26 protein-coding genes are annotated in these 22,965 nt (G+C 67.6%); 16 read left to right on the top strand and 10 right to left on the bottom strand.

The features are described from left to right. Positions 1–112 precede the first annotated feature (112 nt). The 5 genes from ACZK2R_RS04910 to ACZK2R_RS04890 all read left to right on the top strand — a co-directional run bounded on the left by ACZK2R_RS04910 (position 113) and on the right by ACZK2R_RS04890 (position 4,804). Positions 113–751 (top strand): PepSY-associated TM helix domain-containing protein, encoded by a 639-nt coding sequence (locus ACZK2R_RS04910; protein WP_180838138.1) that lies wholly within the window; start codon positions 113–115, stop codon positions 749–751. 26 nt (positions 752–777) lie between these two features. Continuing rightward, on the top strand, positions 778–1,296 hold the full coding sequence (locus ACZK2R_RS04905) for a DUF2271 domain-containing protein (protein WP_004147429.1): 519 nt from the start codon (positions 778–780) through the stop codon (positions 1,294–1,296). Positions 1,297–1,372: 76 nt separating this feature from the next. Beyond that, positions 1,373–2,176, top strand: coding sequence for a DUF4198 domain-containing protein (locus tag ACZK2R_RS04900; protein WP_071228078.1), 804 nt, complete (start codon positions 1,373–1,375; stop codon positions 2,174–2,176). Positions 2,177–2,231: 55 nt separating this feature from the next. Next, complete coding sequence (locus ACZK2R_RS04895) at positions 2,232–3,203, top strand: FAD:protein FMN transferase (RefSeq protein ID WP_180838137.1); 972 nt, start codon at positions 2,232–2,234, stop codon at positions 3,201–3,203. Then, entirely contained in the window at positions 3,200–4,804 is a 1,605-nt protein-coding gene (locus ACZK2R_RS04890) for a sulfite reductase subunit alpha (RefSeq protein WP_125894177.1), read from the top strand. Before ACZK2R_RS04895 ends, ACZK2R_RS04890 begins: the two co-directional genes overlap by 4 nt. Positions 4,805–5,319: 515 nt before the next feature. Here ACZK2R_RS04890 and ACZK2R_RS04885 read toward each other — a convergent pair. From ACZK2R_RS04885 to ACZK2R_RS04870, 4 genes are all read right to left on the bottom strand, one after another. Continuing rightward, the gene (locus tag ACZK2R_RS04885) at positions 5,320–5,928 is read right to left on the bottom strand and encodes a HutD/Ves family protein (protein ID WP_180838136.1); all 609 of its coding nucleotides are present in this window, start codon (positions 5,926–5,928) and stop codon (positions 5,320–5,322) included. Positions 5,929–5,962: 34 nt separating this feature from the next. Further along, the gene (locus tag ACZK2R_RS04880; protein WP_004147404.1) at positions 5,963–6,688 is read right to left on the bottom strand and encodes a murein L,D-transpeptidase catalytic domain family protein; all 726 of its coding nucleotides are present in this window, start codon (positions 6,686–6,688) and stop codon (positions 5,963–5,965) included. 17 nt (positions 6,689–6,705) lie between these two features. Next, complete coding sequence (locus tag ACZK2R_RS04875) at positions 6,706–7,797, bottom strand: L,D-transpeptidase (RefSeq protein WP_180838135.1); 1,092 nt, start codon at positions 7,795–7,797, stop codon at positions 6,706–6,708. A 352-nt stretch (positions 7,798–8,149) separates the two neighbouring features. After that, entirely contained in the window at positions 8,150–8,476 is a 327-nt protein-coding gene (locus ACZK2R_RS04870) for a ComEA family DNA-binding protein (RefSeq protein WP_012510302.1), read from the bottom strand. Between the two features lie 199 nt (positions 8,477–8,675). Between ACZK2R_RS04870 and ACZK2R_RS04865 the strand changes: the two genes are divergently transcribed. The 4 genes from ACZK2R_RS04865 (at position 8,676) to murU (ending at position 12,306) form a co-directional block, all read left to right on the top strand. Then, positions 8,676–10,169: a M20 family metallopeptidase gene (locus ACZK2R_RS04865; RefSeq protein WP_010483606.1), complete on the top strand. Its 1,494-nt coding sequence runs from the start codon at positions 8,676–8,678 to the stop codon at positions 10,167–10,169. A gap of 70 nt (positions 10,170–10,239) precedes the next feature. Next, positions 10,240–10,509, top strand: coding sequence for a GlsB/YeaQ/YmgE family stress response membrane protein (locus ACZK2R_RS04860; protein ID WP_125894171.1), 270 nt, complete (start codon positions 10,240–10,242; stop codon positions 10,507–10,509). A 64-nt stretch (positions 10,510–10,573) separates the two neighbouring features. Continuing rightward, positions 10,574–11,599: an aminoglycoside phosphotransferase family protein gene (locus ACZK2R_RS04855; protein ID WP_180838134.1), complete on the top strand. Its 1,026-nt coding sequence runs from the start codon at positions 10,574–10,576 to the stop codon at positions 11,597–11,599. Then, positions 11,596–12,306 carry an N-acetylmuramate alpha-1-phosphate uridylyltransferase MurU gene (gene murU / locus ACZK2R_RS04850; protein WP_180838133.1) on the top strand — a complete coding sequence of 237 codons (711 nt, stop codon included), beginning with the start codon at positions 11,596–11,598 and terminating at the stop codon, positions 12,304–12,306. The genes ACZK2R_RS04855 and murU overlap by 4 nt, the downstream gene beginning before the upstream one ends. Positions 12,307–12,935: 629 nt before the next feature. On the opposite strand, the gene hda is transcribed toward murU, so the two are convergent. Genes hda through ACZK2R_RS04835 form a run of 3 tightly spaced genes read right to left on the bottom strand, consistent with a single transcriptional unit; the run spans position 12,936 to position 15,948 of the window. Further along, the gene (gene hda / locus ACZK2R_RS04845; RefSeq protein ID WP_032130359.1) at positions 12,936–13,643 is read right to left on the bottom strand and encodes a DnaA regulatory inactivator Hda; all 708 of its coding nucleotides are present in this window, start codon (positions 13,641–13,643) and stop codon (positions 12,936–12,938) included. Beyond that, on the bottom strand, positions 13,643–14,812 hold the full coding sequence (locus ACZK2R_RS04840; protein WP_032130360.1) for an AI-2E family transporter: 1,170 nt from the start codon (positions 14,810–14,812) through the stop codon (positions 13,643–13,645). The genes hda and ACZK2R_RS04840 overlap by 1 nt, the downstream gene beginning before the upstream one ends. Continuing rightward, positions 14,809–15,948, bottom strand: coding sequence for a DUF2066 domain-containing protein (locus ACZK2R_RS04835; protein ID WP_180838132.1), 1,140 nt, complete (start codon positions 15,946–15,948; stop codon positions 14,809–14,811). The genes ACZK2R_RS04840 and ACZK2R_RS04835 overlap by 4 nt, the downstream gene beginning before the upstream one ends. Before the next feature lie 99 nt (positions 15,949–16,047). Between ACZK2R_RS04835 and purM the strand changes: the two genes are divergently transcribed. The 7 genes from purM to ACZK2R_RS04800 all read left to right on the top strand — a co-directional run bounded on the left by purM (position 16,048) and on the right by ACZK2R_RS04800 (position 20,974). Then, positions 16,048–17,106 (top strand): phosphoribosylformylglycinamidine cyclo-ligase, encoded by a 1,059-nt coding sequence (gene purM / locus ACZK2R_RS04830; protein WP_180838131.1) that lies wholly within the window; start codon positions 16,048–16,050, stop codon positions 17,104–17,106. Between the two features lie 22 nt (positions 17,107–17,128). Further along, entirely contained in the window at positions 17,129–17,617 is a 489-nt protein-coding gene (locus tag ACZK2R_RS04825; RefSeq protein WP_180838130.1) for a hypothetical protein, read from the top strand. Then, entirely contained in the window at positions 17,614–18,036 is a 423-nt protein-coding gene (locus tag ACZK2R_RS04820; RefSeq protein WP_032130364.1) for a hypothetical protein, read from the top strand. The genes ACZK2R_RS04825 and ACZK2R_RS04820 overlap by 4 nt, the downstream gene beginning before the upstream one ends. A gap of 41 nt (positions 18,037–18,077) precedes the next feature. Next, positions 18,078–18,740 carry a DUF2238 domain-containing protein gene (locus ACZK2R_RS04815; protein ID WP_258015800.1) on the top strand — a complete coding sequence of 221 codons (663 nt, stop codon included), beginning with the start codon at positions 18,078–18,080 and terminating at the stop codon, positions 18,738–18,740. Further along, on the top strand, positions 18,737–19,396 hold the full coding sequence (purN, locus tag ACZK2R_RS04810; RefSeq protein WP_180838129.1) for a phosphoribosylglycinamide formyltransferase: 660 nt from the start codon (positions 18,737–18,739) through the stop codon (positions 19,394–19,396). The genes ACZK2R_RS04815 and purN overlap by 4 nt, the downstream gene beginning before the upstream one ends. A gap of 67 nt (positions 19,397–19,463) precedes the next feature. Next, a complete protein-coding gene (locus ACZK2R_RS04805; protein ID WP_180838128.1) occupies positions 19,464–20,288 on the top strand; it encodes a DUF3108 domain-containing protein in 825 nt (274 codons plus the stop codon). 2 nt (positions 20,289–20,290) lie between these two features. Then, positions 20,291–20,974 (top strand): DUF3108 domain-containing protein, encoded by a 684-nt coding sequence (locus ACZK2R_RS04800; protein ID WP_010483632.1) that lies wholly within the window; start codon positions 20,291–20,293, stop codon positions 20,972–20,974. A 115-nt stretch (positions 20,975–21,089) separates the two neighbouring features. Here the strand turns inward: ACZK2R_RS04800 and ACZK2R_RS04795 are convergent, their stop codons facing one another. The 3 genes from ACZK2R_RS04795 to ACZK2R_RS04785 are packed head-to-tail and all read right to left on the bottom strand — an operon-like array spanning position 21,090 to position 22,939. Next, the gene (locus tag ACZK2R_RS04795) at positions 21,090–21,419 is read right to left on the bottom strand and encodes a hypothetical protein (protein ID WP_032130368.1); all 330 of its coding nucleotides are present in this window, start codon (positions 21,417–21,419) and stop codon (positions 21,090–21,092) included. Then, positions 21,416–22,687 (bottom strand): UDP-N-acetylglucosamine 1-carboxyvinyltransferase, encoded by a 1,272-nt coding sequence (gene murA, locus ACZK2R_RS04790; RefSeq protein WP_180838127.1) that lies wholly within the window; start codon positions 22,685–22,687, stop codon positions 21,416–21,418. The genes ACZK2R_RS04795 and murA overlap by 4 nt, the downstream gene beginning before the upstream one ends. A 21-nt stretch (positions 22,688–22,708) precedes the next feature. Then, positions 22,709–22,939: a BolA family protein gene (locus ACZK2R_RS04785; protein WP_005408396.1), complete on the bottom strand. Its 231-nt coding sequence runs from the start codon at positions 22,937–22,939 to the stop codon at positions 22,709–22,711. Positions 22,940–22,965 lie beyond the last annotated feature (26 nt).

Below are 22,965 nucleotides of genomic sequence, written 5' to 3'. Positions count from 1 at the left end.
AGTGCCGGCCGCTGGCCGGCAATTCCCCTCCAGGGATACAGAACGATACGCAATTGCGAGCTATTCTCATCAATGATGTAATGGGCAGTCCCCGTCCGCCTCGAACCGTGCCGTGAGCCGTCCTGCCCCTTCCACCGTGCAGCAGCAACAGAGCCGTGGCTTCTGGCTGCGGACGCTGCACCAGTGGCACTGGATCAGCTCGGCGGTCTGCCTGATCGGCATGCTGCTGTTTGCGGTGACCGGCCTGACCCTCAACCATGCCGCGAAGATCGAGGCCAAGCCCGAGGTGCAGAACCAGCATCTGGAACTGCCGGCCGCGCTGCTGGGCCAGCTGGGCACGCGCGAGGACGGCAACGCGCCGATCCCGCGCCCGGCCCGGCAATGGCTGGACACGCAGCTGGGCATCGCCATCGGCGGGCGCCCGGCCGAGTGGTCGGCTGAAGAGATCTACCTGTCACTGCCACGCCCGGGTGGCGACGCCTGGCTGAGCATCGATCGCGCGACCGGCGCGGTGGAGTACGAATCAACCTCGCGCGGCGCGGTGTCCTACCTCAACGACCTGCACAAGGGCCGCAACGCGGGCCCAGCGTGGGGCTGGTTCCTGGACCTGTTCGCCGTGGCCTGCCTGGTGTTCTGCATCACCGGCCTGTTCCTGCTTCACCTGCATGCACGGCAGCGGCGCATGACCTGGCCGCTGGTCGGCCTCGGCCTGATGATCCCGCTGCTGATCGCCCTGCTGCTGATTCACTGACTTTCCTTCGTTTCCGGAGCCGCCCCATGCGCGTCACCCTGACCATCGCCCTCAGCGGCCTGCTGGCCACCTCGCCGGCCTATGCCACCACCCTCGACATCAACGTCGAAGTGCCCAAGCTCAACGTGGCCGAGTACCACCGCCCGTACGTGGCGGTGTGGCTGGAAGGCGCCGACCAGAAGGTCGCGGCCAACCTGTCGGTCTGGTACCAGCAGACCAGCAACAGCGAAGGCCACGGCACCAAGTGGCTGCCGGACCTGCGCCAGTGGTGGCGCAAGAGCGGCCGCACCCTGCAGGTGCCGGTGGACGGCGTGACCGGCCCGACCCGCCCGGCCGGCAAGCACGCGCTGTCGTTCAACGACAAGCAGCCGGCGCTGAAGCAGCTGGCTCCGGGCAACTACACCCTGGTGGTGGAAGCGGTGCGCGAAGTCGGCGGCCGTGAACTGCTGAAGATCCCCTTCACCTGGCCGGCCACCGCCGCGCAGAACGGCAAGGCGCAGGGCGCCACCGAACTGGGCCAGGTCACCCTCGCCGTCAAACCCTGAAAAGGGGACGGAGGGGATTAAGTCGTAATTCCCCTCCTCTCGCCGCACCACCCTGCATCCACCTGGAGTCTTCCGCATGAAGCGCACGCTCGTCCTCGCCGCCGCTCTGGCCGCTGCCCTTCCCTTCTCCGCCCTGGCCCACAAGGCCTGGCTGCTGCCCTCGCAGACCGTGATCGCCGGCAATGCGCCGTGGATCACCGTCGACGGTGCGGTCTCCAACGACCTGTTCTATTTCAACCACGTGCCGCTGCGCCTGGAGTCGCTGGTGATCACCGCGCCGGACGGCAGCACCGTGCAACCGCAGAACGCGTCCACCGGCAAGTACCGCAGCGTGTTCGATGTCGAGCTGAAGCAGCCGGGCACCTACCGCATCGCGTCGGTCAATGACGGCCTGTTCGCCACCTACGAGCAGAACGGCGAGCGCAAGCGCTGGCGCGGCAGCGTCGCCACCTTCGGCGAACTGCCCAAGGATGCGAAGAAGCTGGAAGTGAGCCAGTCGGTCGGCCGCGTGGAGACCTTCGTCACCAACGGCGCCCCGAACGACACCGCGCTGAAGCCGACCAACCGTGGCATCGAGCTGGTCGCCGTCGGCCACCCGAACGATCTGTTCGCCGGCGAGGAAGCCACCTTCCGCGTGCTGGTCGACGGCAAGCCGACCGCCGGCCTGGAGTTCGAGATCGTGCGTGGCGCCACCCGCTACCGCAACGCGCAGGACGAGCTGAAGGTCACCAGCGATGCCAAGGGTGAGATCAAGGTGACCTGGCCGGAAGCCGGCATGTACTGGCTGGAGACCGGCACCGAAGACAACAAGACCTCGGTGAAGCAGGCCGCCAAGCGCCGCCTGAGCTACGTCGCCACGCTGGAAGTGCTGCCGCAGTAATGACGTGGACCGCGATGCCGGGCACGCCCCGGCATCGCGCCTGCAGCACACCACCATGACCGATCCCCTGCTCGACATCGCCCGCCTCGGTGGCACCACCATGGGCACCATCTGGAGCGTGTCGCTGGTCGCGTCGCGCCAGCGCGACCTGCACCCGCTGCATGCTGGCATCCAGGCGCGGCTGGACGAGGTGGTCGCGCAGATGAGCACCTGGGAGCGTGGTTCGGATCTGAGTCGCTACAACCGCGCCGACGCCGGCCAATGGTGCGTGCTGCCGGCCGAAACCCGTCACGTTCTGGTCTGCGCACAGGCCATCGCTTCCGCCAGTGGCGGCGCCTTCGATCCCACCATCGGTCCGCTGGTTGCACTGTGGGGCTTCGGGGCACATGCCGGTGAACGCCGCCAGCCCGACGACGCTACCCTGCAGGCCACGCGTGATCGCTGCGGTTGGCAGCGCCTGCAGTGGCAGGACGATGCGCTGCTGCAGCCGGGTGGACTGGCACTGGATCTCTCTGCGATCGCCAAGGGCTTCGGCGTCGATCACGTGGCCGCCTGGTTGCCTGGACAAGGCATCACTGCCGCGCTGATCGAAGTCGGCGGCGAACTGGCCGGCTACGGCCGCAAACCGGACGGCCAGCCGTGGCGCGTACTGGTGGAATCCGCACCCGAAGAAGACGTGCACACCGATACCCCGCCACGGGTGCTGGCGCTGGACGGCAAGGCGGTGGCCACCTCCGGCGATCGCTGGCACCAGTATCAGGCCGATGGCGAGGCCTACAGTCACAGCCTGGACCCGCGCTCCGGCAGACCGGTGCGGCAGGTTGCCGCGGCAGTAACCGTGGTGGCCGACGACGCCATGCACGCCGATGCCTGGGCCACCGCACTGACCGTACTCGGTCGCGAACAGGGCATGGCACTGGCCGAGCGCGAAGGACTGGCTGCGCGCTACCTGCAGCGTGCGGCAGACGGCCCGCAGGAATTTCTCAGCAGCGCCTTCCAGCGCCTGCTCGACGAGCAGGACGCATGAGCGCACGTCCATCGCGCGCCTGGCTCGGCAACGCACTGGTTCTGCTCCTGCTGGCAGCGATCGGCTGGGCACTGCTTCGCCTGCATCTCGGCGAAGCGTGGTGGCGGGGCGCACCACCGGCGCGGCAGTCGCAGATCGCGGTGCTCGCCACGGTGCTGTATGCGCTGGCCTGCGCGGCCCTGTGGTGGCGTGGGCGCCCGCGCGACGACGCCGCAACCGGAGACACCGCGCCCATCCTGCTGGTCTGGTCCAGCCAGACCGGCTTCGCCCGCGAACTGGCCGAACGCAGCGCCGAGGCCCTGCGCGGTGCCGGCGCGCCAGTGCGCGTGCGCGGACTGCATGAGGTGGATGCAGCACTGCTGGCTTCCAGCCAGCGCGCGCTGTTTATTGCCAGCACCACCGGCGAAGGCGATCCACCCGACCACGCCCTGCCGTTCCTGCGCGGGGTGATGGCCACCCCGCCCCCGCTGCAGCACCTGCACTACGGGGTGCTCGCGCTGGGCGACCGCAGCTATGGCCACTTCTGCGGATTCGGCCACCAGCTGGACACTTGGCTGCGCCAACACGGCGCGCATCCGCTGTTCGACGCCATCGAGGTCGACAACGCCGATCCGGCAGCGCTGCGTCATTGGCAACAGTTGCTGGGACAACTCGGCGGTAACGCCAGCGAACTGCCCGACTGGAGTCCGGCCGAGTACCAGCCGTGGACGCTGCTGCAACGCGAGCATCTGAACCCGGGCAGCCCCGGTGGTCCGGTGTACTGGTTGCGCCTGCAGCCACCGGCCGATGCAAATGCGCAGTGGCAGGCCGGTGACATCGCCGAGATCGGCCCGCAGCACGCATCGCACACCGTGCGTGCATGGCTGGATGCACAACGCTTCGACGCGGACACCGTGCTGGATGACGGGCAGACGTTGCTGGCACGCGTCGCGCGCTCGCACCTGCCCTCATTGGTTCCCCCGGGTGATCTGCCTGCCTTGCTGGCGACCCTGCAACCGCTGCCGCATCGCGAGTATTCCATCGCCTCGGTCATGGCCGACGGTGCGGTTGAGCTGCTGCTGCGCCGCCAGCTGCGCGCTGACGGTACACCCGGCATCGGCAGCGGCTGGCTGTGCGACCACGCTGCCATCGGCGAACCGGTACAGCTGCGTCTGCGCCGCAACGACAATTTCCATGGCGCGCCCGCCGACGTGCCGCTGCTGCTGATCGGCAACGGCACCGGCATCGCCGGCCTGCGCGCGCATCTGCACGAACGCGTACGCAGTGGCGCACGCCGCACCTGGCTGCTGTTCGGTGAGCGCACCGCCGCGCATGACTTCCACTTCGGTGAAGAACTGCAGGCGATGCTGGCCGACGGCACGCTGGTGCGGTTGGATGCAGTGTTCAGCCGCGATGGCGGTGCGCACCGCTATGTGCAGGACCGGCTGCTGGCCGAAGCGGCAACGCTGCGCCAGTGGGTGGATGAAGGCGCCACGATCCTGGTCTGCGGCAGCCTGCAGGGCATGGCCCCGGCGGTGGATGCAGTGATCGAGCAGGTGCTGGGTACCGCGGGCAAGGAAGCGCTGTTGCTGGCCGGTCGTTACCGGCGCGATGTGTATTGAGGCCACCGCATCCTGGTGGGTGCGAACCGATTCTTGGTGGGTGCGAACCGCTTTCTGGTGGGTGCGAACCTTGGTTCGCACCATGACGCGGTGTCGGTGGCCGCATCCACGCATGGCGTGGATCTACTGAACAGATTCGGCTGGCGCGAACCGCATTCTGGTGGGTGCGAACCTCGGTTCGCACCATGACGCGGTGTCGGTGGCCGCATCCACGCATGGCGTGGATCTACTGAACAGATTCGGCTGGCGCGAACCGCTTTCTGGTGGGTGCGAACCTTGGTTCGCACCATGACGCGGTGTCGGTGGCCGCATCCACGCATGGCGTGGATCTACTGAACAGATTCGGCTGGCGCGAACCGCATTCTGGTGGGTGCGAATCTTGGTTCGCACCGTGACGCGGTGTCGGTGGCCCCATCCACGCATGGCGTGGATCTACAACGGCGTGTCCAGGCGTGGTGGCAACCACACCCAGTAGATCCACGCCATGCGTGAATCGAGCCACCGGCGCCCAGGAATCATCCCGCCGCTGCACTGACCCGTATCGCCAGCAACTCGCCACCGCCCTGCAACGCGTGCCGCTGCCGTTCACCGGCCGCCAACCACGCAGTGTCTCCCGCCTGCAGCGCCGGCAAGCCGCTATCTGCACCGAACTCCGCCTGACCAGCCAGCAGATGCAGCGCCCAGGCAACGCCCGGTTCGCAGAAGAAGAACATCGTGCCCACCAGCGGCCGGTGCAGCAGTTCGGCCTGCAGCAGCTCGCGCTTCCACATCAGGTTGAAGTCGTGGGTGGTGCCATCGACCAGTTCGCCGTGCAGCGCTTCCTCACCGGCAAAACGCACACGCCCGTGCGGTGGCAGCACCTCGGCCACCCGGCCATCCTCGAAACGCAGGCGCACGCCATTGCCCTGCAGCAGCACCAGTTCGCGCTCCACGCCGGGGAAAGCAGAGAACGCGGCGTCCTGTTCGATCTCGGCCACCGACAGGCGTAGCGCCCAGTCATCACCCTGCGCCGGCAGTCGCAGGATCTCGCGGGTCCAGCCCAGGCCGTTGCGCCAGCGTTCGCGGCGATAGTCCAGGCGGGAGATCACCTGGCTCGGAGTGTGCAGCAGGGAGTCGATGTTCATCGGCGCATTGCATCATGCCGCGCGCCGTCATGCATCACCGCGTGGCGAGCGTGCCCTGGCCACCGCACTCACCGCCCAGCAGCTGCGAGTGCTTCAGCCAATCCTGGTCGGGGTAGTAGGCGAACACCATCGTGCCGCCACGCAATGCGTCGATCAGTGGCTTGGCCACCGACAGGCGCACTGCCGGACAGCCCAGGCTGCGGCCGAGCCGCCCCTGCAGCTGCGCAGTCGCCGGGTTCACGTACGGCGCGCCGTGGATGACGATGGCGCGTTCGCGCGCGCGGTCGTTGAAGCCCGGTTCCAGCCCGGCCAGGCGCAGCGAATAGCCGTTGCCGCCCATGTAGGTCTCCTGCGCGGTGAACGCGCCGAGGCTGGACATGAAGCTGCCATCGCGATTGGAGAAGTGTTCGGTACGGTTCTCACCGCTGTTGCGGCCATGCGCCACCCATTCCTCGAACAGCAGGCGCTGGTGGGCCAGGTCGAACACCCACAGGCGCGGCTCGGTGGACGGCCGCGAATAATCGATCACGCTGAGGCGATCACCATTGATGCCCAGCTCCGGCCGCTGCAGCGCGCAGCGCATGGCGTGCGCCGCCAGCTGCAATACGTGGCGGTCGGCCTTGGGCGCACTGCGCGACAGCAAGGCGGCCAGATCATCGGCACTGGTGGCAAGGGCGGGCGTCTGTGCCAGCGCCGGAGCACTGGCCGAGGTCGCCAGCAGGCCGAACGCGGCCAGCCGGCACAGGCGGGATGCAGTCATGGGCACAACGAAGGGACTCAGTTGCCCTTGAGGGTGGACCCTGGCGGCTCGGATTCCAAGACCGGCTGCATTCCGGATTCAGCCGGGCTTGGGCGGACCGCCGGCAGCGAGGTCACCAGCAGGGTCGTGCCCGGTACCAGCACCTGGTACAGCTGGCGGGCGAAATCGGCCGGCAACGCCATCGGCAGCGAGGGCGTGGCCAGCAGGTCCGGCGTGGCCTGGGCACGGTCCTGGCCCAGCAGCGGATAGGCCGTCCACTGGTGCAGGCGCTTGTTCGCGTCCAGCGGGCTGGGCGTATCGCTGTAGCCCTGCCCCATCACGAACAGGGTGGTGCCCTGGAACGCCGGCAGGGCGTCGGCCTTCAGCGGCGACTCGCCGATCATCACGCCATCGCGCAGCACGTACAGGCGCTGGTCGTGCAGACTGACCAGGATGCCGACCTGCCCGGCCGGCGCCGCGGCGTCATCCCACCGGGCCTGCGCCGGGGCCCCACCCTCGGTTTCCGGAAGGGCCTGGCCGCGCGCGTTGACCGGCGCCAACACCGACGGATAGGCCAGCGTCATCGGCGAGCTCTTGGCATCGGCCACGACCACGGTGTCGCCACGCTGGGTTTCACTGAACAGCTTCTGCGCGAAGGCCTGCGGCAGCCGCACGCAGCCATGCGAGGCCGGATGACCGGGCAGGCTGCCGCCATGCAGGGCGATGCCGTCCCAGGTCAGCCGCTGCATGTAGGGCATCGGCGCGCTGTTGTAGAGGTTGGACTTGTGGTCCTTGTCCTTCTGCAGGATGGTGAACACGCCGGTCGGCGTCTCATGCCCAGCCTTGCCCGAGCTGATCGTGGTCAGGCCGATGGCAATGCCGTTGCGGTACACGTACGCGCGCTGCTCATCGAGGCTGACCACCAGCACGATCGGGCCGGTCGGCGAAATTTCCGGATGCCACAGGTATTCGCCCGGCTTGAGGTCGGTCGGTCCGCGCACTTCGGCGCTGCTGGCTGCGGCAGCGGCAGGCTTGGCAGCCGGCGTCGGCGTCGGCGCAGCGGCATGGCCCAGCAGCGGCAGGGCCAGTGCAAGGGCGAGCATCAGGGTGGTGGGGCGGTGCAGAAGCATCCAGCGGGGGTCCTTTCCATGCGGTGCGGCCACCGTACACCATCGACCCGTGGTGGCCGCGGCAAAACCAGGCGCCGGAAATGAAACTGCCCGGCGACACAGCCATGTGTCGTACCGGGCAATCGTTACGTCCTTGTCGGCCTGCTGCCGCCCCCTCGCATCCTGCGCTGTGGGGGTAGCGTTGCATCCTGCACGCGGCCGCGTCTGTCCTGTTTGTATCTCAGCCCCTTCCACAGGTCTGTGATGCCACCATCCTGGTGATTGGTGCCGCGTCCTGCGGCGGTCGGTGGTCACGGCCTTCCTGTCCGTGTCCGGTGAACCAGCCTCCTGCCGGTTCCGACGATTCCTGCTGTCAGCGCCTCGGTACGGTTCGCACCGGTACCGATCCGGGTACCGGATCCGCCGGCAACAACCTGTTGCCTACGGTGATCCGCTGTCGATTCCGTTCGACGATTGCTTTCCCTATCCCCTTCACCTGCGTCAGGTCCTCGACGCGATGAAACGGGCCGTGTCTGCGCCGGTGCTCGACGATCGCCTCGGCCTTGGCGGCTCCGACCATCGTCAATCCCTGCTGCAGCGCCTGGGCATCGGCGCGGTTGATGTCGATCGGTTCGGCGGCATGCGCCCCAGCGATCCACACGACCAGCACCAGTGCCCTCAACACGACACTCCAAGGCACGACGTGTATCTCCTTGTGATTCTGGCCGTCCCGACCGGCAATCCCGTCGGTAGGAACAGTGTCCGTCACCACATGCACACAGCCTATCGGTTTCCTGGATTTCTAAAAGCCAGCCAAATACCCGACGTGATGTAGGAAAAACCCTACCCACGGCACAGGCGTAGAATGGCTGGATCAGCCCATGCAACCGGAGTTTCAGATGGACAGCGCCAAGCTCGGCCAATTCGTCAATGACAAGTGGGACAGCGAAATCGTCCCGCAGTTGGTCGACTACATCCGCATTCCCAACAAGTCGCCGATGTTCGACGCCAATTGGGTGCAGAACGGCTACATGGAACAGGCGGTCACCCTGATGGAGAACTGGGCCAAGGCCCAGCAGCTGCCCGGCCTGAAGGTTGAAGTGGTGCGTCTGGAAGGCCGTACCCCGCTGATCTTCCTGGAAATTCCGGCTACCGGCGCCGAAACCGGCGACGACACCATCCTGCTCTACGGCCACCTCGACAAACAGCCGGAAATGACCGGCTGGGACGACGACCTCGGCCCGTGGACCCCGGTCCTGCGCGGCGACAAGCTGTATGGCCGCGGCGGTGCGGACGACGGCTACGCCATCTTCGGCTCGCTGGCCGCGGTGCTGGCGCTGCAGGCCCAGGGCCTGCCGCACGCCCGCTGCGTGGTGCTGATCGAAGCCTGTGAAGAGTCGGGCAGCTATGACCTGCCGGCCTACGTCGACCACCTCGCCGACCGCATCGGCAAGCCGTCGCTGGTGGTCTGCCTGGATTCGGGCTGCGCCAACTACGACCAGCTGTGGTGCACCACCTCGCTGCGCGGCCTGACCGGCGGCAACTTCACCGTGAAGGTCCTCAACGAAGGCGTGCACTCCGGCGATGCCTCCGGCGTGGTGCCGTCCAGCTTCCGCCTGCTCCGCCAGCTGCTGTCGCGCATCGAGGACCAGGACACCGGCCGCATCCTGATCGACGGCATGAACGTTGAGATCCCGGCCGAGCGCCAGGAACAGGCCAAGCGCGCCGCCGAAGTGGTCGATACCGAGATCTTCGAGAAGTTCCCGATGGTCGACGGTCTGCGTCCGATGAACGAGGACCTGACCGAGCTGGTGCTCAACCGCACCTGGCGCCCGGCACTGTCGGTCACCGGCGTCGGTGGCATGCCGGCGCTGGAATCGGCCGGCAACGTGCTGCGCCCGCAGACCTCGGTGAAGCTGTCGCTGCGCCTGCCGCCGACCGCCGATGGCAAAACCTGCGGCGAGCTGCTGAAGGAAGCGCTGCTGCGCGATCCGCCGAACGGCGCGCAGGTCACTCTGGATCTGGAAAAGGCCTCCACCGGCTGGAACGCCCCGGCCATGGCGCCGTGGCTGACCCAGGCCATCGACGACGCCAGCCAGGCCTTCTTCGGCAAGCCGGCGATGTACATGGGCGAAGGTGGCTCGATCCCGTTCATGGGCATGCTGGGTGAGAAGTTCCCGGGCGCCCAGTTCATGATCACCGGCGTGCTCGGTCCGCACTCCAATGCACACGGCCCGAACGAGTTCCTGCACATTCCGATGGGCAAGAAGGTCACCGCCTGCGTGTCCAAGGTGATCAGCGAGCACTACGCCGCCAGCCTGCGCGGCGAGACCAGCGGTTCGCCGGTGGCTGCCGACAGTGGCACCCGCCACGGCGACCACGGCTGCTGCTGAATCCGGCACACCGTGACGGACGCAGCCTGGCCTTGCTAGGCTGCGTCCACCCTTGGTGGAAATCGCGCGCATGAATGGTCTGTTCGGCAGCAGCAGCTGGCTCTACATCATCCTGGTCGGCTTCTTCGTCGGCCTGCTCGGGCGATTCTTCATGCCCGGCAACAACCGCATGGGCTGCCTGCTGACCATCGTGCTGGGCATCGTCGGCGCGCTGCTGGCGGGGTGGTTCGGCCAGTACATGGGCTGGTACGCCCCCGGTGAGCCGGCCGGCTTCCTCGGTGCGGTGCTGGGCGCGGTGGCCGTGCTGGCCGTCCTGCGTCTGTTCAGCGGTCGCCGCTGATCCCGCACCCTCTTCCCTTCCTGTTCCCGACGTAGGCGCGCCCGGCGCGCCCGGATATGCCTGCATGACCGAACCCGCCTCCGATCCCCAGCGCAGCGCGCAGCGCCTGCAGTGGGCCCGTACCCAGCTCGATGACTCCAGTGCGGTGGTCGAACGCGCCTCGGTCGATGCCGGCATGCGCAGCTACTGGCGCACCACCAGCACGCGCGGCAGCCACATCGTGATGGATGCCCCGCCGGGGCTGGAAGATCCGCGCCCGTGGCTGCGCATGCGCGGCCTGCTGGATGACAACGGCCTGCGTGTGCCCGCGCTGCTGGCACAGGATCTGGATGCCGGCTTCCTGCTGCTGGAAGATCTCGGCGGCCCGACCCTGGCGAAGATCCTCGACGAGCGCAACGCCGATGAATGGTTCGGCCGTTCGATCGAACAGCTGCTGCGCCTGCAGGCGATCCCGGTGCCGGCCGACTTCGGCCAGTTCGGCGAAGCGCTGCTGCAGCGCGATGCCGGCCTGTTCGACGAATGGTTCCTGCAGCGCCACCTGAACCTGGAACTGGACTGCGGTGAGATTGAAGGGCTGCAGCTGGTACACCGCCGTTTGATGGACAACGCGCTGGGCCAGGCCCAGCTGATGAGCCATCGCGACTACATGCCGCGCAATCTGATGCCGGTCGAGAATGGTCCGGCAGTGCTGGATTTCCAGGACCTGGTGCGCGGCCCGATCGCCTACGATGCGATGAGCTTGTTCAAGGACGCGTTCCTGAGCTGGCCGCTGCAGCGTGTGGACGAGTGGCTGGCGCAGTATCACGAGCGCGCCCGCAACGCCGGCCTGCCGGTGCCCGACCGTGCCACCTTCCTGCGCGATGCCGACTGGATGGGCATCCAGCGCCACGTGAAGATCCTCGGCCTGTTCTGCCGCCTGCGCTATCGCGACAACAAGGGCCATTACCTCGACGACGCGCCGCGCTTCATCACCTATCTGGATGAAGTGCTGCCGCGCTACCGCGAGCTGGCACCGCTGCAGCAGCTGCTGGAAGACCGCATCAAGCCAGCGCTGGCCGACCTGACCGCACCGATGCGCGTGGCCCGATGAAGGCACTGGTCTTTGCTGCCGGCCTCGGCGAGCGCATGCGCCCGCTGACCCTGCACACGCCCAAGCCGCTGCTGGACGTGGCCGGCAAACCGCTGATCGTCTGGCACCTGGAACGCCTGGCCGCACTCGGCGTGCGCGAGGTAGTGGTCAACACCGCATGGCTGGCCGAACAGTTTCCAGCGACGCTGGGCGATGGCAGCCAATGGGGCTTGCGCCTGCATTTCATGTACGAAGGGCAGACCCCGCTGGAAACCGGCGGCGGCATCCTCAACGCGTTGCCGGTGCTGGGCGACGCCCCGTTTCTGGTCGTGAACGGCGACATCTGGACCGATTTCGATTTCGCCACGCTGCCGCGCGAGCCGCAGGGCCAGGCGCATCTGGTGCTGGTCGACAATCCGGTTCAGCACCCGAACGGTGACTACCGGCTCGACGCGCAGGGCGTGTTGCATCACGACCGCGAAGGCCCGTGCCTGACCTATGCCGGTATCGGCGTGTATCGCCCTTCCATCGTGGCCGACTGGCGCACGGTGATCGGTGATGCACCGGGCAGCGAGCGGCTGCCGCCGAAGTTCTCGGTGGTGCCGCTGCAGAAGCACTTCATGGCACAGGGGTTGATGACGGGGCAGCACCATCGCGGGCGCTGGACCGATGTCGGCACCGTGGATCGCCTGCGTGCGCTGGATGCGGAGTTGGCAGCGAACGGCTGAGCCCCTCGTGGCTGGGCTTATTGAAAGCAGAAGCCTTGCTTGGCCGGGCGGGGTGGGCTGCGCAGGGGACGCTGCAAGTCCCCCTCCGGGGCCCGGCCCAGCCGCTGGCGGCTGTGCGTTCAGGCGCTTGCGAAGCAGTGCTTCGCAAGCAAAGCGCCTTCACCCCTGTAAGCTCGGTCGCCGCATCCATGCGGCTCACGCCCCTGCGCAGCCCACCCCGCCCGGCCTCTGACAGTTTCCGTGGGCGACCAGCCACGGAAAAGAAAAAAGAAAAGCAAAAGCGGGTCGCGTCGCTGCGCTTGCTCTGGTGACGACCAACGGTCGTCACCCACCACAAGCAAGACACGTGTCGACCAAGGTCGACACCCACCAACAGCAGTGCAGTATGCAGTCCCGGCAGATCGCGGGAACCTGTCGAAGGCGGGGTGGCTCAGGTTGCGGGGGCGTGAGCGCCATGGATGGCGCGACCGAGGCTACATGGACGTACTTGCGCCGTCCCCCGCAACCTGAGCCACCCCGCCTCCCCTCAGGAAGCCAGCTTCTGCTGTTGCTTCAGCTCTTGCTGTTGCCGGCCAGCGGCCGGCACTACGGCGGGTGCAGGGCGCAGCCCTGCAAAGCAAACCCCACCCTCAGTAACGCGGCCGGCCTTCTTCCAGCACCTGGCGCAGGAACGGCACGGTGATCCGCCGCTTCGCCGCCAGCGACTCCCGGTCCAGCCAGTCCAGCAGCGTGATCAATCCACCCAGCTCGCGACCGGTGTGCGACAGCAGCCACTCGATCGAGGCCTCGTCGATCGCCAGCCCACGCCGCAGCGCGCGCTCACGCAGCACCGCTGCCCGTCCTTCCTCATCCAGCGGCTGCAGCAGCACACGCACGCACTGGCCCAGCCGCGAACGCAGATCGGGCAGTACCAGGCCCAGTTCTTCCGGCGCCTTCTGCGCCGTGTACAGCACGGTCACGCCCGCAGCGCGCGCGCGGTTGTGGAAATCGAACAGCGCGATCTCGTCCTCGCGGTTGCCGGCCACCTCGTCCAGGCCGTCCAGCGCCACCAGCTCGCGCGCCTCCAGCCCATCCAACGCCGCGCGTACGCGGCCGGCGGCGCTGGCCAGCGGTACGTAGGTCGGCAGTCGCCCGGCCTGCTCGGCGCTGGAGCACATCGCCAGTGCCTGGTGGGTCTTGCCCGTGCCCGCCGCACCTTCCAGATAGACCCAATCGTGGCTGGCACCCACCGCGATCGCGCGCAGCTGCGCCAGCGCGCCGTCCGGCGCGCCGATGAAGGTCTCCAGGCGCTGGTCCCGCGGGTAATGCAGGGCCAGCGGCAGTTGCGGCACACCCATCACTTCAGGTCGGGGCCCTTGTCGTTCGGAATGATGATATGGGGGGCATCGACCACGCCATCAAGCACGATCGCCGGCTTCTCACCCACGTACAGCTCGCTCTGGCGATAACGCTGGTGCGCGTAGCGCAGCAGCACGTTGGTCACCGCTGCCACCGGCAGCGCCAGCAGCATGCCGAGGAAGCCGAACAGCTGGCCGCCGGCCATCACCGCGAAGATCACTGCCACCGGGTGCAGGCCGATCTTGTCGCCGACGATGCGCGGGGTCAGTACGTAGCTTTCCAGCAGCTGGCCCACGGTGAACACCACGCCGACCAGGATCAGCAGCTTCAGGTCGAAGCCCTGTGCCTGCACCAGTGCGGCGACCACCGCCATCAGGATGCCGGTGGTCGCGCCCAGGTAGGGAATGAAGCTGATCAGGCCGGCAATCAGGCCGATCAGCAGACCCAGCTTGAGGCCGACCAGCGACAGGCCGCCGGCATAGATCACGCCCAGCGCCAGCATCACCAGGAACTGACCGCGGATGAAGGCGCCCAGCACCTCGTTGGACTCACGCGCCAATGCGCTGATGGTGCCGATCTGGTTGCGCGGAATCACCGACGCCACGCGCTCGACCAGCTTGTCCCAGTCACGCAGGAAGTAGAACGCCAGGATCGGCAGCAGCAGGATGTTGACCACCCAGGTCACCATCGCAAAGCCCGAACGCGAGACGTAGCCCATGAACGTGGTGGCGAAGCCGCCGGCCTGCTGCCAGTGGCTGCGCACCCATTCGATCAGGCGGTCCGGGTCCAGCCACTGCATCACTTCCAGGCCGGTCTTCTGCTCGAACCAGGGAATGCCCTTTTCCATCAGCCACGCCTGTGCCTGCGGCGCGACCGCAATCAGGGTGGTGATCTGGCGCTCGATCATCGGCACCAGCACCAGCAGCAGCGCCACGATCACCAGCACCATCGCCGCGAACACCAGCACCACGCCGGTCATGCGCGAACGGCCGGTGGCCTCGATGCGGTCCACCAGCGGATCGCCCAGCCAGGCCAGCGCCAGCGCCAGCACGAACGGGGTCAGGATCGGCGCCAGCAACCACACCACCCAGCCGATCAGGCCGGCGAACAGGATGTACTTCAGGCGGCGCAGGAACTGCGCGATTTCCGCTTCCGGGGTCAGGTTCATCGCAGGCGGTACTCGTTGCTGACCGGCGCAGCGACCGGGGCACCGGTGGTGTCGTCGATCGGCGTCGGCAGGGCCGGCAGCGGTGCGCTCGGCACCAGCACGCCGTTGTCGCCCAGCATGCGGTTGAAGCCGGCCAGGCCGGTGGTCATCTCCAGGCTCAGCTCCAGCTGGCCAGCCGAAGCGTGCAGCGGGGTGACGTTGCGCACCACCGGCACCTCACGCAGGCCGGCAGCCAGGCGCAGGTAGTCGTCGGCACTGTTGATGCCGGTGACCACCACCCGATAGGTGCCGGCCTGGCCGACGGCCGCGCCGGCCTTGGCATAGCGCTTGACCAGCGCATCGGCGGCGCCGTCGGCACCGGCGGCCATCGCGCGCATGGCGTTGGCGTCCTTGCTGGTCCACTTGTTCAGCTCACGGCCGTTGTCGACGAACACCCAGTCCGCCTGCCAGCCGCCATTGGCGCGGTACAGCTTGCCGATCAGCTGCATCGGCGGCGAGTAGCGCGAAGAGGCACGGGCCACGGCGGCACTGTCCTGGCGCCAGATGGCACCGGCCAGCGCCTGTTCGGCGGCACCACCGCTGGGCAGGCCCAGCTTGTAGCCGCGTTCAATGGCGCGGTTCAGCAACGGGCGGGCGGCGTTGGCCTGCTGCACGCTGACCAGGCGCGGACCGCTGCCGTCATCGACGGCCAGCCACAGCACCGGCTTCGGCCGCGGCTGCGGCCACAGCGGCAGGCCCAGCGCCGACACCAGCGAATCGACATCGTCCTCGCGGAAGCGGGCCACCAGCAGGGTACGGAAGCTGGGGGCGCCACTGGCGCTCACGCTCTGGTCCTGCTTGTAGTCGTAGCTGGCCACGTAATCCTTGGCATTGCGCAGCGCCTGCGCCACGCCAGGGCGCGACACCACGCTGCGATCGCCGGACAACTTGCCCAGTACAACGCTCAAGGCGCGGGCCAGGGCGCCGTTGCGGTCGGCTTCGGCCTGGCTGTTGACGGGCACTTCGGCCTCGTACGCGCCAGTGGCGGTGGCAACATCACCCTCGGTGCGCAGGCCGCTCTGGGCCATCGTGGCCACCGGCAGGCTCAGCGCAAGGAGCAGGGTCAGAATCAGGCTGCGGCGCATCAGGACATCCATTGGCTCGACGTATCCGGGGGAATTGTTGCCCGAATACGGCCTTTGCGCCAATGCGGCCTGTTAAAATCGCCCGTTCAACCCCTGCCAGCGCCGACGCCCGTGACCAACACCCCGTCTTCCGCCCCCTCCCCCCTCACCTACCGTGACGCGGGTGTCGACATCGACGCCGGCAACGAACTGGTCGAGCGGATCAAGCCCCTGGTCAAGCGCAGCTTCCGCCCGGAAGTGATGGGCGGCCTGGGCGGCTTCGGCGCCCTGTTCGACCTGTCCAACAAGTACCGCGAGCCGGTGCTGGTGTCGGGTACCGACGGCGTGGGCACCAAGCTGAAGCTGGCCCACCAGCTGAACCGCCACGATACGATCGGCATCGACCTGGTCGCCATGTGCGTGAACGACGTGCTGGTGCAGGGTGCCGAGCCGCTGTTCTTCCTGGACTACTTCGCCACCGGCAAGCTGGACATCGACACCGCCGCAGCGGTCGTGGGCGGCATCGCCAACGGTTGCACCGAGGCCGGCTGCGCGCTGATCGGCGGCGAAACCGCTGAAATGCCCGACATGTATGCCCCGGGCGAGTACGACCTGGCCGGCTTCACCGTCGCCGCGGTCGAGAAGAGCGAGCTGAAGGATGGCGCCAGCGTGGCTGTCGGCGACGTGCTGATCGGCATCGCTTCGTCCGGCCCGCATTCCAACGGCTACTCGCTGGTGCGCCGCATCTACGACCGCGCCGGCCGCCCGGCCGAGCTGGAGCTGGAAGGCGGCGTGAAGCTGGTCGATGCGCTGATGGCGCCGACCCGCCTGTACGTGAAGCCGATCCTGTCGCTGCTGAAGTCGCACGGCGCGGCCATCCACGGCATGGCCCACATCACCGGTGGCGGCCTGACCGAGAACATCATCCGCGTGGTGCCCGACGGCCTCGGCCTGGACATCCAGGCCTCGTCCTGGACCCTGCCGCCGGTGTTCCAGTGGCTGCAGAAGGAAGGCGCGGTCGCCGACAGCGAGATGTGGCGCACCTTCAACTGCGGTATCGGCTTCGTGCTGATCGTGGCGCCGGACCAGGTGGCCGCGGTATCCGATGCGGTCAAGGCGCAGGGCCTGGAGCACTGGACCATCGGCCAGGTGGTCACCGCCGAAGGCGCCGAGCGCGTCCACATCGCCTGATCCCGACAACCCAGGAGCCCGCATGGACGCAACGCCCCCCTTGTCGCCCGCCCCCGTGCCGCCGCCGCTGGCGACGGTACCGGTGTTCAACGCGCAGGATGCCGACCACCTGCGCATGCTGGCCATCGCGCACTACGTGGTCGGCGGCCTGATCGTGCTGTTCTCGCTGATCTTCATCATCCACATCGTGCTGGGCATCACCGCGCTCACCGGCAACCTGCCGATGAATTCCGGCGGCCAGCCGTCGTCGCCGGCCGAACAGCGCCTGTTCGGCTGGATGTTCACCCTCATCGGTTGCGTCGCCGTATTCGGTGGCGTCACCCTGGGCGCGTTCGTCGCCTATGCCGGCCGCTGCCTGGCCCAGAGACGCCGCTACCTGCTGTGCCTGATCGCGGCCGGCCTGGCCTGCCTGTTCACCCCCGTCGGCACGGTGCTGGGGGTGTTCAGCCTGATCACCCTGCTGCGCCCGCAGGTGAAGGCCGCCTTCGACCTTCCCGCCACGCCCGCATGACCGCCTCCGGCAATCCGCCGCCGCTGCCGCATCAGACCCTGGCGCAGCTGCAGCTGACCAGCCATCTGCAGACGCTGAAAGTGCTGTTCTACGCGTTGGCCGGCTTCCATTGGTTCGCCACAGTGGCGTTTCTTGGCCTCAGCGGATGGGTGGCCCACTCGCGCGGGCTGGACGATGCCTGGATGCTGACCACGGTATATGCGTCCATCGCCGTGCTGGCGGCCGTGCTGGGGTTCGTGCAGTTGTATACCGCGCGCCAGCTGTCACATCGCACCGGGCTGGCCTGGTGCCGGCGCGCGGCGTGGCTGGGCGTACTGGCCGGCCCGCTGGGCATGGCCTTGGCCGCCTATGCCTGGGTGTTCCTGTCCAAACCTGACATGGCCGCGCTGTTCGACCGCGGCGACCACCTCAGTGTCTGAACCTGCCGGCAGACGCCCCGTCCTTTCCTGATCGATTTCCCATGTCCGCGCCTGCCCTCCCCACGTCCGCTTCGCCCACCACCCACCGTTTCTCGGGCCCCAAGAAGCTGGCCTTTGCCGCCGTGCTGGCGGTGTTCGCAGTCAGCTGGGTCCACCCGCTGTGGCCTACCGAACAGGCCCTGCACAGCACCCTGACCGTGATCGGGCTGGCCGCGCTGCTGTGGGTCGACCGTCGCGGCGGCTGGCTGGGCAACGGTGCCTTCATCGCGATCTGCGGCTTCATCGCCCTGCACTGCGTGGCCGCGCGCTGGTTGTATTCCAACGTGCCCTACGACGCCTGGGCGCAGACGCTGAGCGGCTGGTCGCCGAATGCGGCCTTCGGCTGGCAGCGCAACCATTTCGATCGCCTCATCCACTTCCTGTTCGGCGTCTGCTTCACTCCTGCGCTGCTGCAGCTTGCCCGTCATGCGTGGCCGGCGCTGCGCCTGGGCCAGGCCTTCACCCTGGCGGTGATGACGGTGATGTGTGCCAGCCTGGTCTACGAATGGTTCGAGTGGGCCATCGCGCTGGCGCTGTCACCGGATGCTGCCGAGGCCTACAACGGGCAGCAGGGCGACATGTGGGACGCGCACGCCGACATGCTGATGGCCACCCTCGGCAGCCTGCTGATCTGGCCGCTGATCCGCCGGAGCGCCCAGCAGTGACCGCGACCACCCGCATTGCCGTGCTCGCCTCCGGCCGGGGCAGCAACCTGCAGGCCATCCTCGATGCCATTACCGACGGCCGACTGCCCGCCGAGGTGGTCGGCGTGTTTTCCGACCGCCCCGCCGCAGAGGCCCTGCAGCGCGTCGCACCGAACCTGCGCTGGGCGCATGCACCAAAGTCCTTCAGCGACCGCGCCAGCTACGAGCAGGCGCTCGGCGATGCGCTGGCCGCAGTACAACCGGACTGGATCGTCTGCGCCGGCTACATGCGCATCCTCGGCGCGGCCTTCGTACAGCGCTTCAATGGCCGGCTGGTCAACATCCATCCATCGCTGCTGCCGCTGCACAAGGGCCTGGACACCCACGCACGGGCGCTGCAGGCGGGCGACGCCGAGCACGGTGCCAGCGTGCATCTGGTCGTGCCCGAGCTGGATGCGGGCGCCGTGCTGGCGCAGGTGCGGGTGCCGGTGCTGCCCGGCGATGACGCCGACAGCCTGGCCGCGCGCGTGCTGGCGGTGGAGCATCCGCTGCTGATCGCCACCCTGCAGCTGTTGTGCGCCGGCCGCCTGGCTGAACGGGAGGGCCAGCCGCAACTGGACGGTCACCCCCTGTTTAGCCCGTTGGCCCTAGATTCCGCCGGGAACCTGAACCGGTAGTCCCCATGCACACGCCCCGCTGACTGCGGGGCTGGCATCCTGCCCCCTCCTGCGGTCCCTGTCCTCCATGAAGACCACGACCCTGCTGTCCACTCCATTGCTGTTGTCGCTTGCCGTGTTCCCCGGCGTGGGCTGGGGCCAGGCACAGGGGCCCGCCCCCCCGCCGGCACCGGTGCCCGCAGCGCAGCCGCCAGCCGATGCGCCGGCCGTACCGATGCCACCGGCACTGGCCTGGGAGCCACCGCCGCTGCAACCGTTCAGCGCCACCTACCAGGCCTTCTACAAGGGCAAGGAAGCGGGCGATGCCAGCATGCAGGTCACCCACACCGGCGGCAGCCAGTGGCGGGTGGACATGCAGGTGGTCGGCCGCCGCGGCTTTGCCAGCGTGCTGGGCCTGAACATCGAACAGAGCACGGTGTTCGAGGAGCGCAGCGGCGTGTATGCGCCGCTCAGCCAGAGCACGGTGCGCAAGGGCCTGTTCCTGGGCAAGAAGGCGGTCGGCACCTACAACTGGCAGGCCGGCACCGCGCAATGGACCGGTGACGTCAAGAAGGAACGCGCGCAGCCGATCCCGCTGCAGGCAGGCGACCAGAGCGCGCTGCTGATCAACCTGGCGATCATGCGCGATGCGCGTCCAGGCGCCTCCATGCATTACCGCTACGTGGACATGGGCAAGGTCCGCGAACACGACTACCAGGCCGCGCCGCAGACCGAGAACGTCGAGGTCGGCGACCTGTCCTACAACGCACTGCGGGTCTACCGGACCAACGGTGGCAGAAACGAAACCATTCTCTGGATCGCCAACGGTGTCCCCACCCCGGTGCGCATCCTGCAACGCGAAGACGGCGAAGACCGCGTCGATCTGCGCCTGATCGAATACCAAGGAGTCTGAGCATGAATACCCTGACCCGCCCCCTCACCTGGATCGCAGCCGCTGCCCTGACCGTGGCCAGCCTGCCGGCCATGGCGCTGGAACCGTTCAAGGCCGATTACCTGGCCAGCTACATGGGCATGCAGGCCAACGGCACCATGACCCTGGCCAGCGAAGGCAGCAACAAGTGGCGCTACAGCCTGCAGGTGAAGAACCAGCTGGCCGACCTCAGCCAGAGCACGGTGTTCGAGGAAGTGCGTGGCCAGCTGCGCCCGCTCAGCAGCCAGGACCGTTCGGCGCTGCTGGTGAAGAAGCGCAACGTGCAGGCCAACTACAACTGGACCAGCAACCAGGCCACCTGGACCGGTGACATCAAGCCGGATCGCGCTGGCCCGATTGCGCTGAAAGCCGGTGACATGGACGCGCTGCTGATCAACCTGGCGATCGCCCGTGACCTGGCGGCGGGCAAGCCGCTGACCTATCGCATGGTCGACGAAGGCCGCATCAAGAACATGACGTACCGTGTGATCGGCAAGGAATCGATCACCGTGGGCGGCAAGAGCTACGAGGCCACCAAGGTCTCGCGCGCCGACGGCAACAAGGAGCTGATCGCCTGGATCGTGCCGGAATTCCCGGTGCCGGCGCGCATGCTGCAGCGTGAGAGCGGCCGCGATGCGCTGGACCTGACCATCAAGGCGATGAACTGACGGGAGATCCACATCATCCACGCATGGCGTGGATCTACTGGAAACCTGAAGTAGATCGACGCCATGCGTGGATGGGTGTACCCCAAAGAAAACGCCCGCTTTCGCGGGCGTTTTCTTATTTCTTCGCTTCAGCCGGTTTCTGTTCCTCGGCCGGCTTGAACTCGGTCCGGCAGTCCACGCGGATCTGCTCACCGGTGCTGCGCCAGACGAAGGTGCGGCAATGACGGTTGCCGTCCTGGCTGTCGTTCACTGCGACCGCATAGAACGACTCGATGATTTCATCACGCGAGACCGTGCCATCGCCGTTCCAGTCCATGTCCTTCTGCTCGATGCCCTGGGTGATGGCGATGTTGGCGTACCAGGCATAGCCCAGCCACGCCAGCACGATCAGCACCAGGGCCAGCAGCGCCTTGCGACGCGGGCTGAACTTGCCGCGCAGGATCATGGCACGCGCCGGATGGTGGCGCCGAGCGAAGACAGCTTCTCTTCGATGTTCTCGTAGCCACGATCAAGGTGGTAGATGCGGTCGATGGTGGTATCGCCGCTGGCCATCAGGCCGGCCAGGATCAGCGAGGCCGAGGCGCGCAGGTCGGTGGCCATCACCGGCGCGCCGCTCAGGTGCTCGTTGCCACGCACGATGGCGGTATGCCCTTCGACCTGGATGTCCGCGCCCAGGCGCAGCAGTTCGTTGACGTGCATGAAACGGTTCTCGAAGATCGTTTCGTTGATCACGCCCACGCCGTCGGCCACGCAGTTGAGCGCCATGAACTGCGCCTGCATGTCGGTCGGGAATGCCGGGTACGGCGCGGTGGTCAGGTTGACCGCCTTCGGCCGCTTGCCCTGCATGTCCAGGGTGATGCTGTCGTCGGTGGTCTCGATCTTCGCACCGGCTTCGACCAGCTTGGACAGCACCGCGTCCATGGTGTTCGGGCGCGCACGGTTGACCGTGACCTTGCCACCGGTCATCGCTGCGGCCACCAGGAAGGTGCCGGTCTCGATGCGGTCGGGCAGCACTTCATGGCGGCCGCCGGACAGGCGCTCGACACCTTCGATCACCAGGCGGGCAGTGCCCAGGCCTTCGATCTTCGCGCCCAGCGCGATCAGGCAGTGCGCCAGATCGGTCACTTCCGGTTCCATCGCGCAGTTGTCGAGGATGGTGGTGCCTTCGGCCAGCACCGCGCCCATCAGCACGTTCTCGGTGCCGGTGACGCTGACCATGTCGAAGGTGAAGTGCCCCCCCTTCAGCCGCTTGGCGGTGGCCTTGATGAAGCCGTTCTCGACCACGATCTCGGCACCCAGCGCCTGCAGGCCCTTGATGTGCTGGTCGACCGGACGCGAACCGATCGCGCAGCCGCCCGGCAGCGATACTTCGGCCGCACCGAAGCGGGCCAGCAGCGGGCCCAGCACCAGGATCGAGGCGCGCATGGTCTTGACCAGCTCATACGGTGCGACGTGCTGGTTGACCGGACGCGGGTCGACCACGATCGCGCTGCCGCGCGACAGCGTGCCCTGGTCGATGGTGACCTTGGCGCCCAGCTCGCCGAGCAGCTTCACCGTGGTGACCACGTCGTGCAGGTGCGGCACGTTGGTGATCTCCACCGGCGCATCGGCCAGCAGGGTCGCGCAGAGAATGGGGAGGACGGCGTTCTTGGCGCCGGAGATGCTCACTTCACCGTGCAGCGCAGCGCCGCCGGTCACAACGATCTTGGCCATGTATTCGGGATCTTCTGCGGTTCAGCCGGCTTCGGCCGGGGTCACGGTTTTCAGCGCCAGCGCGTGGATCGCGCCGCCCATCAGGTCGCCCAGCGTGGCATACACCATGCGGTGGCGGGCCAGCGGCATCTTGCCGGCGAAGGCCTCGCAGACCACGGTCGCTTCGAAATGCACGCCATCGTCGCCCTGCACGTCGGCGCGGGCGCCGGGCAGGCCGGTTTCGATCAGATTGCGGATGGTGTCGGCGTCCAACGGGCTTTCCTAATAAAATGTGCCTC

It is taken from the genome of Stenotrophomonas sp. 96582_Sma (genome assembly GCF_056480905.1).
The sequence above is the reverse complement of the archived record's forward strand: the minus strand, read 5'-3'. Positions and strand labels throughout refer to the sequence as shown.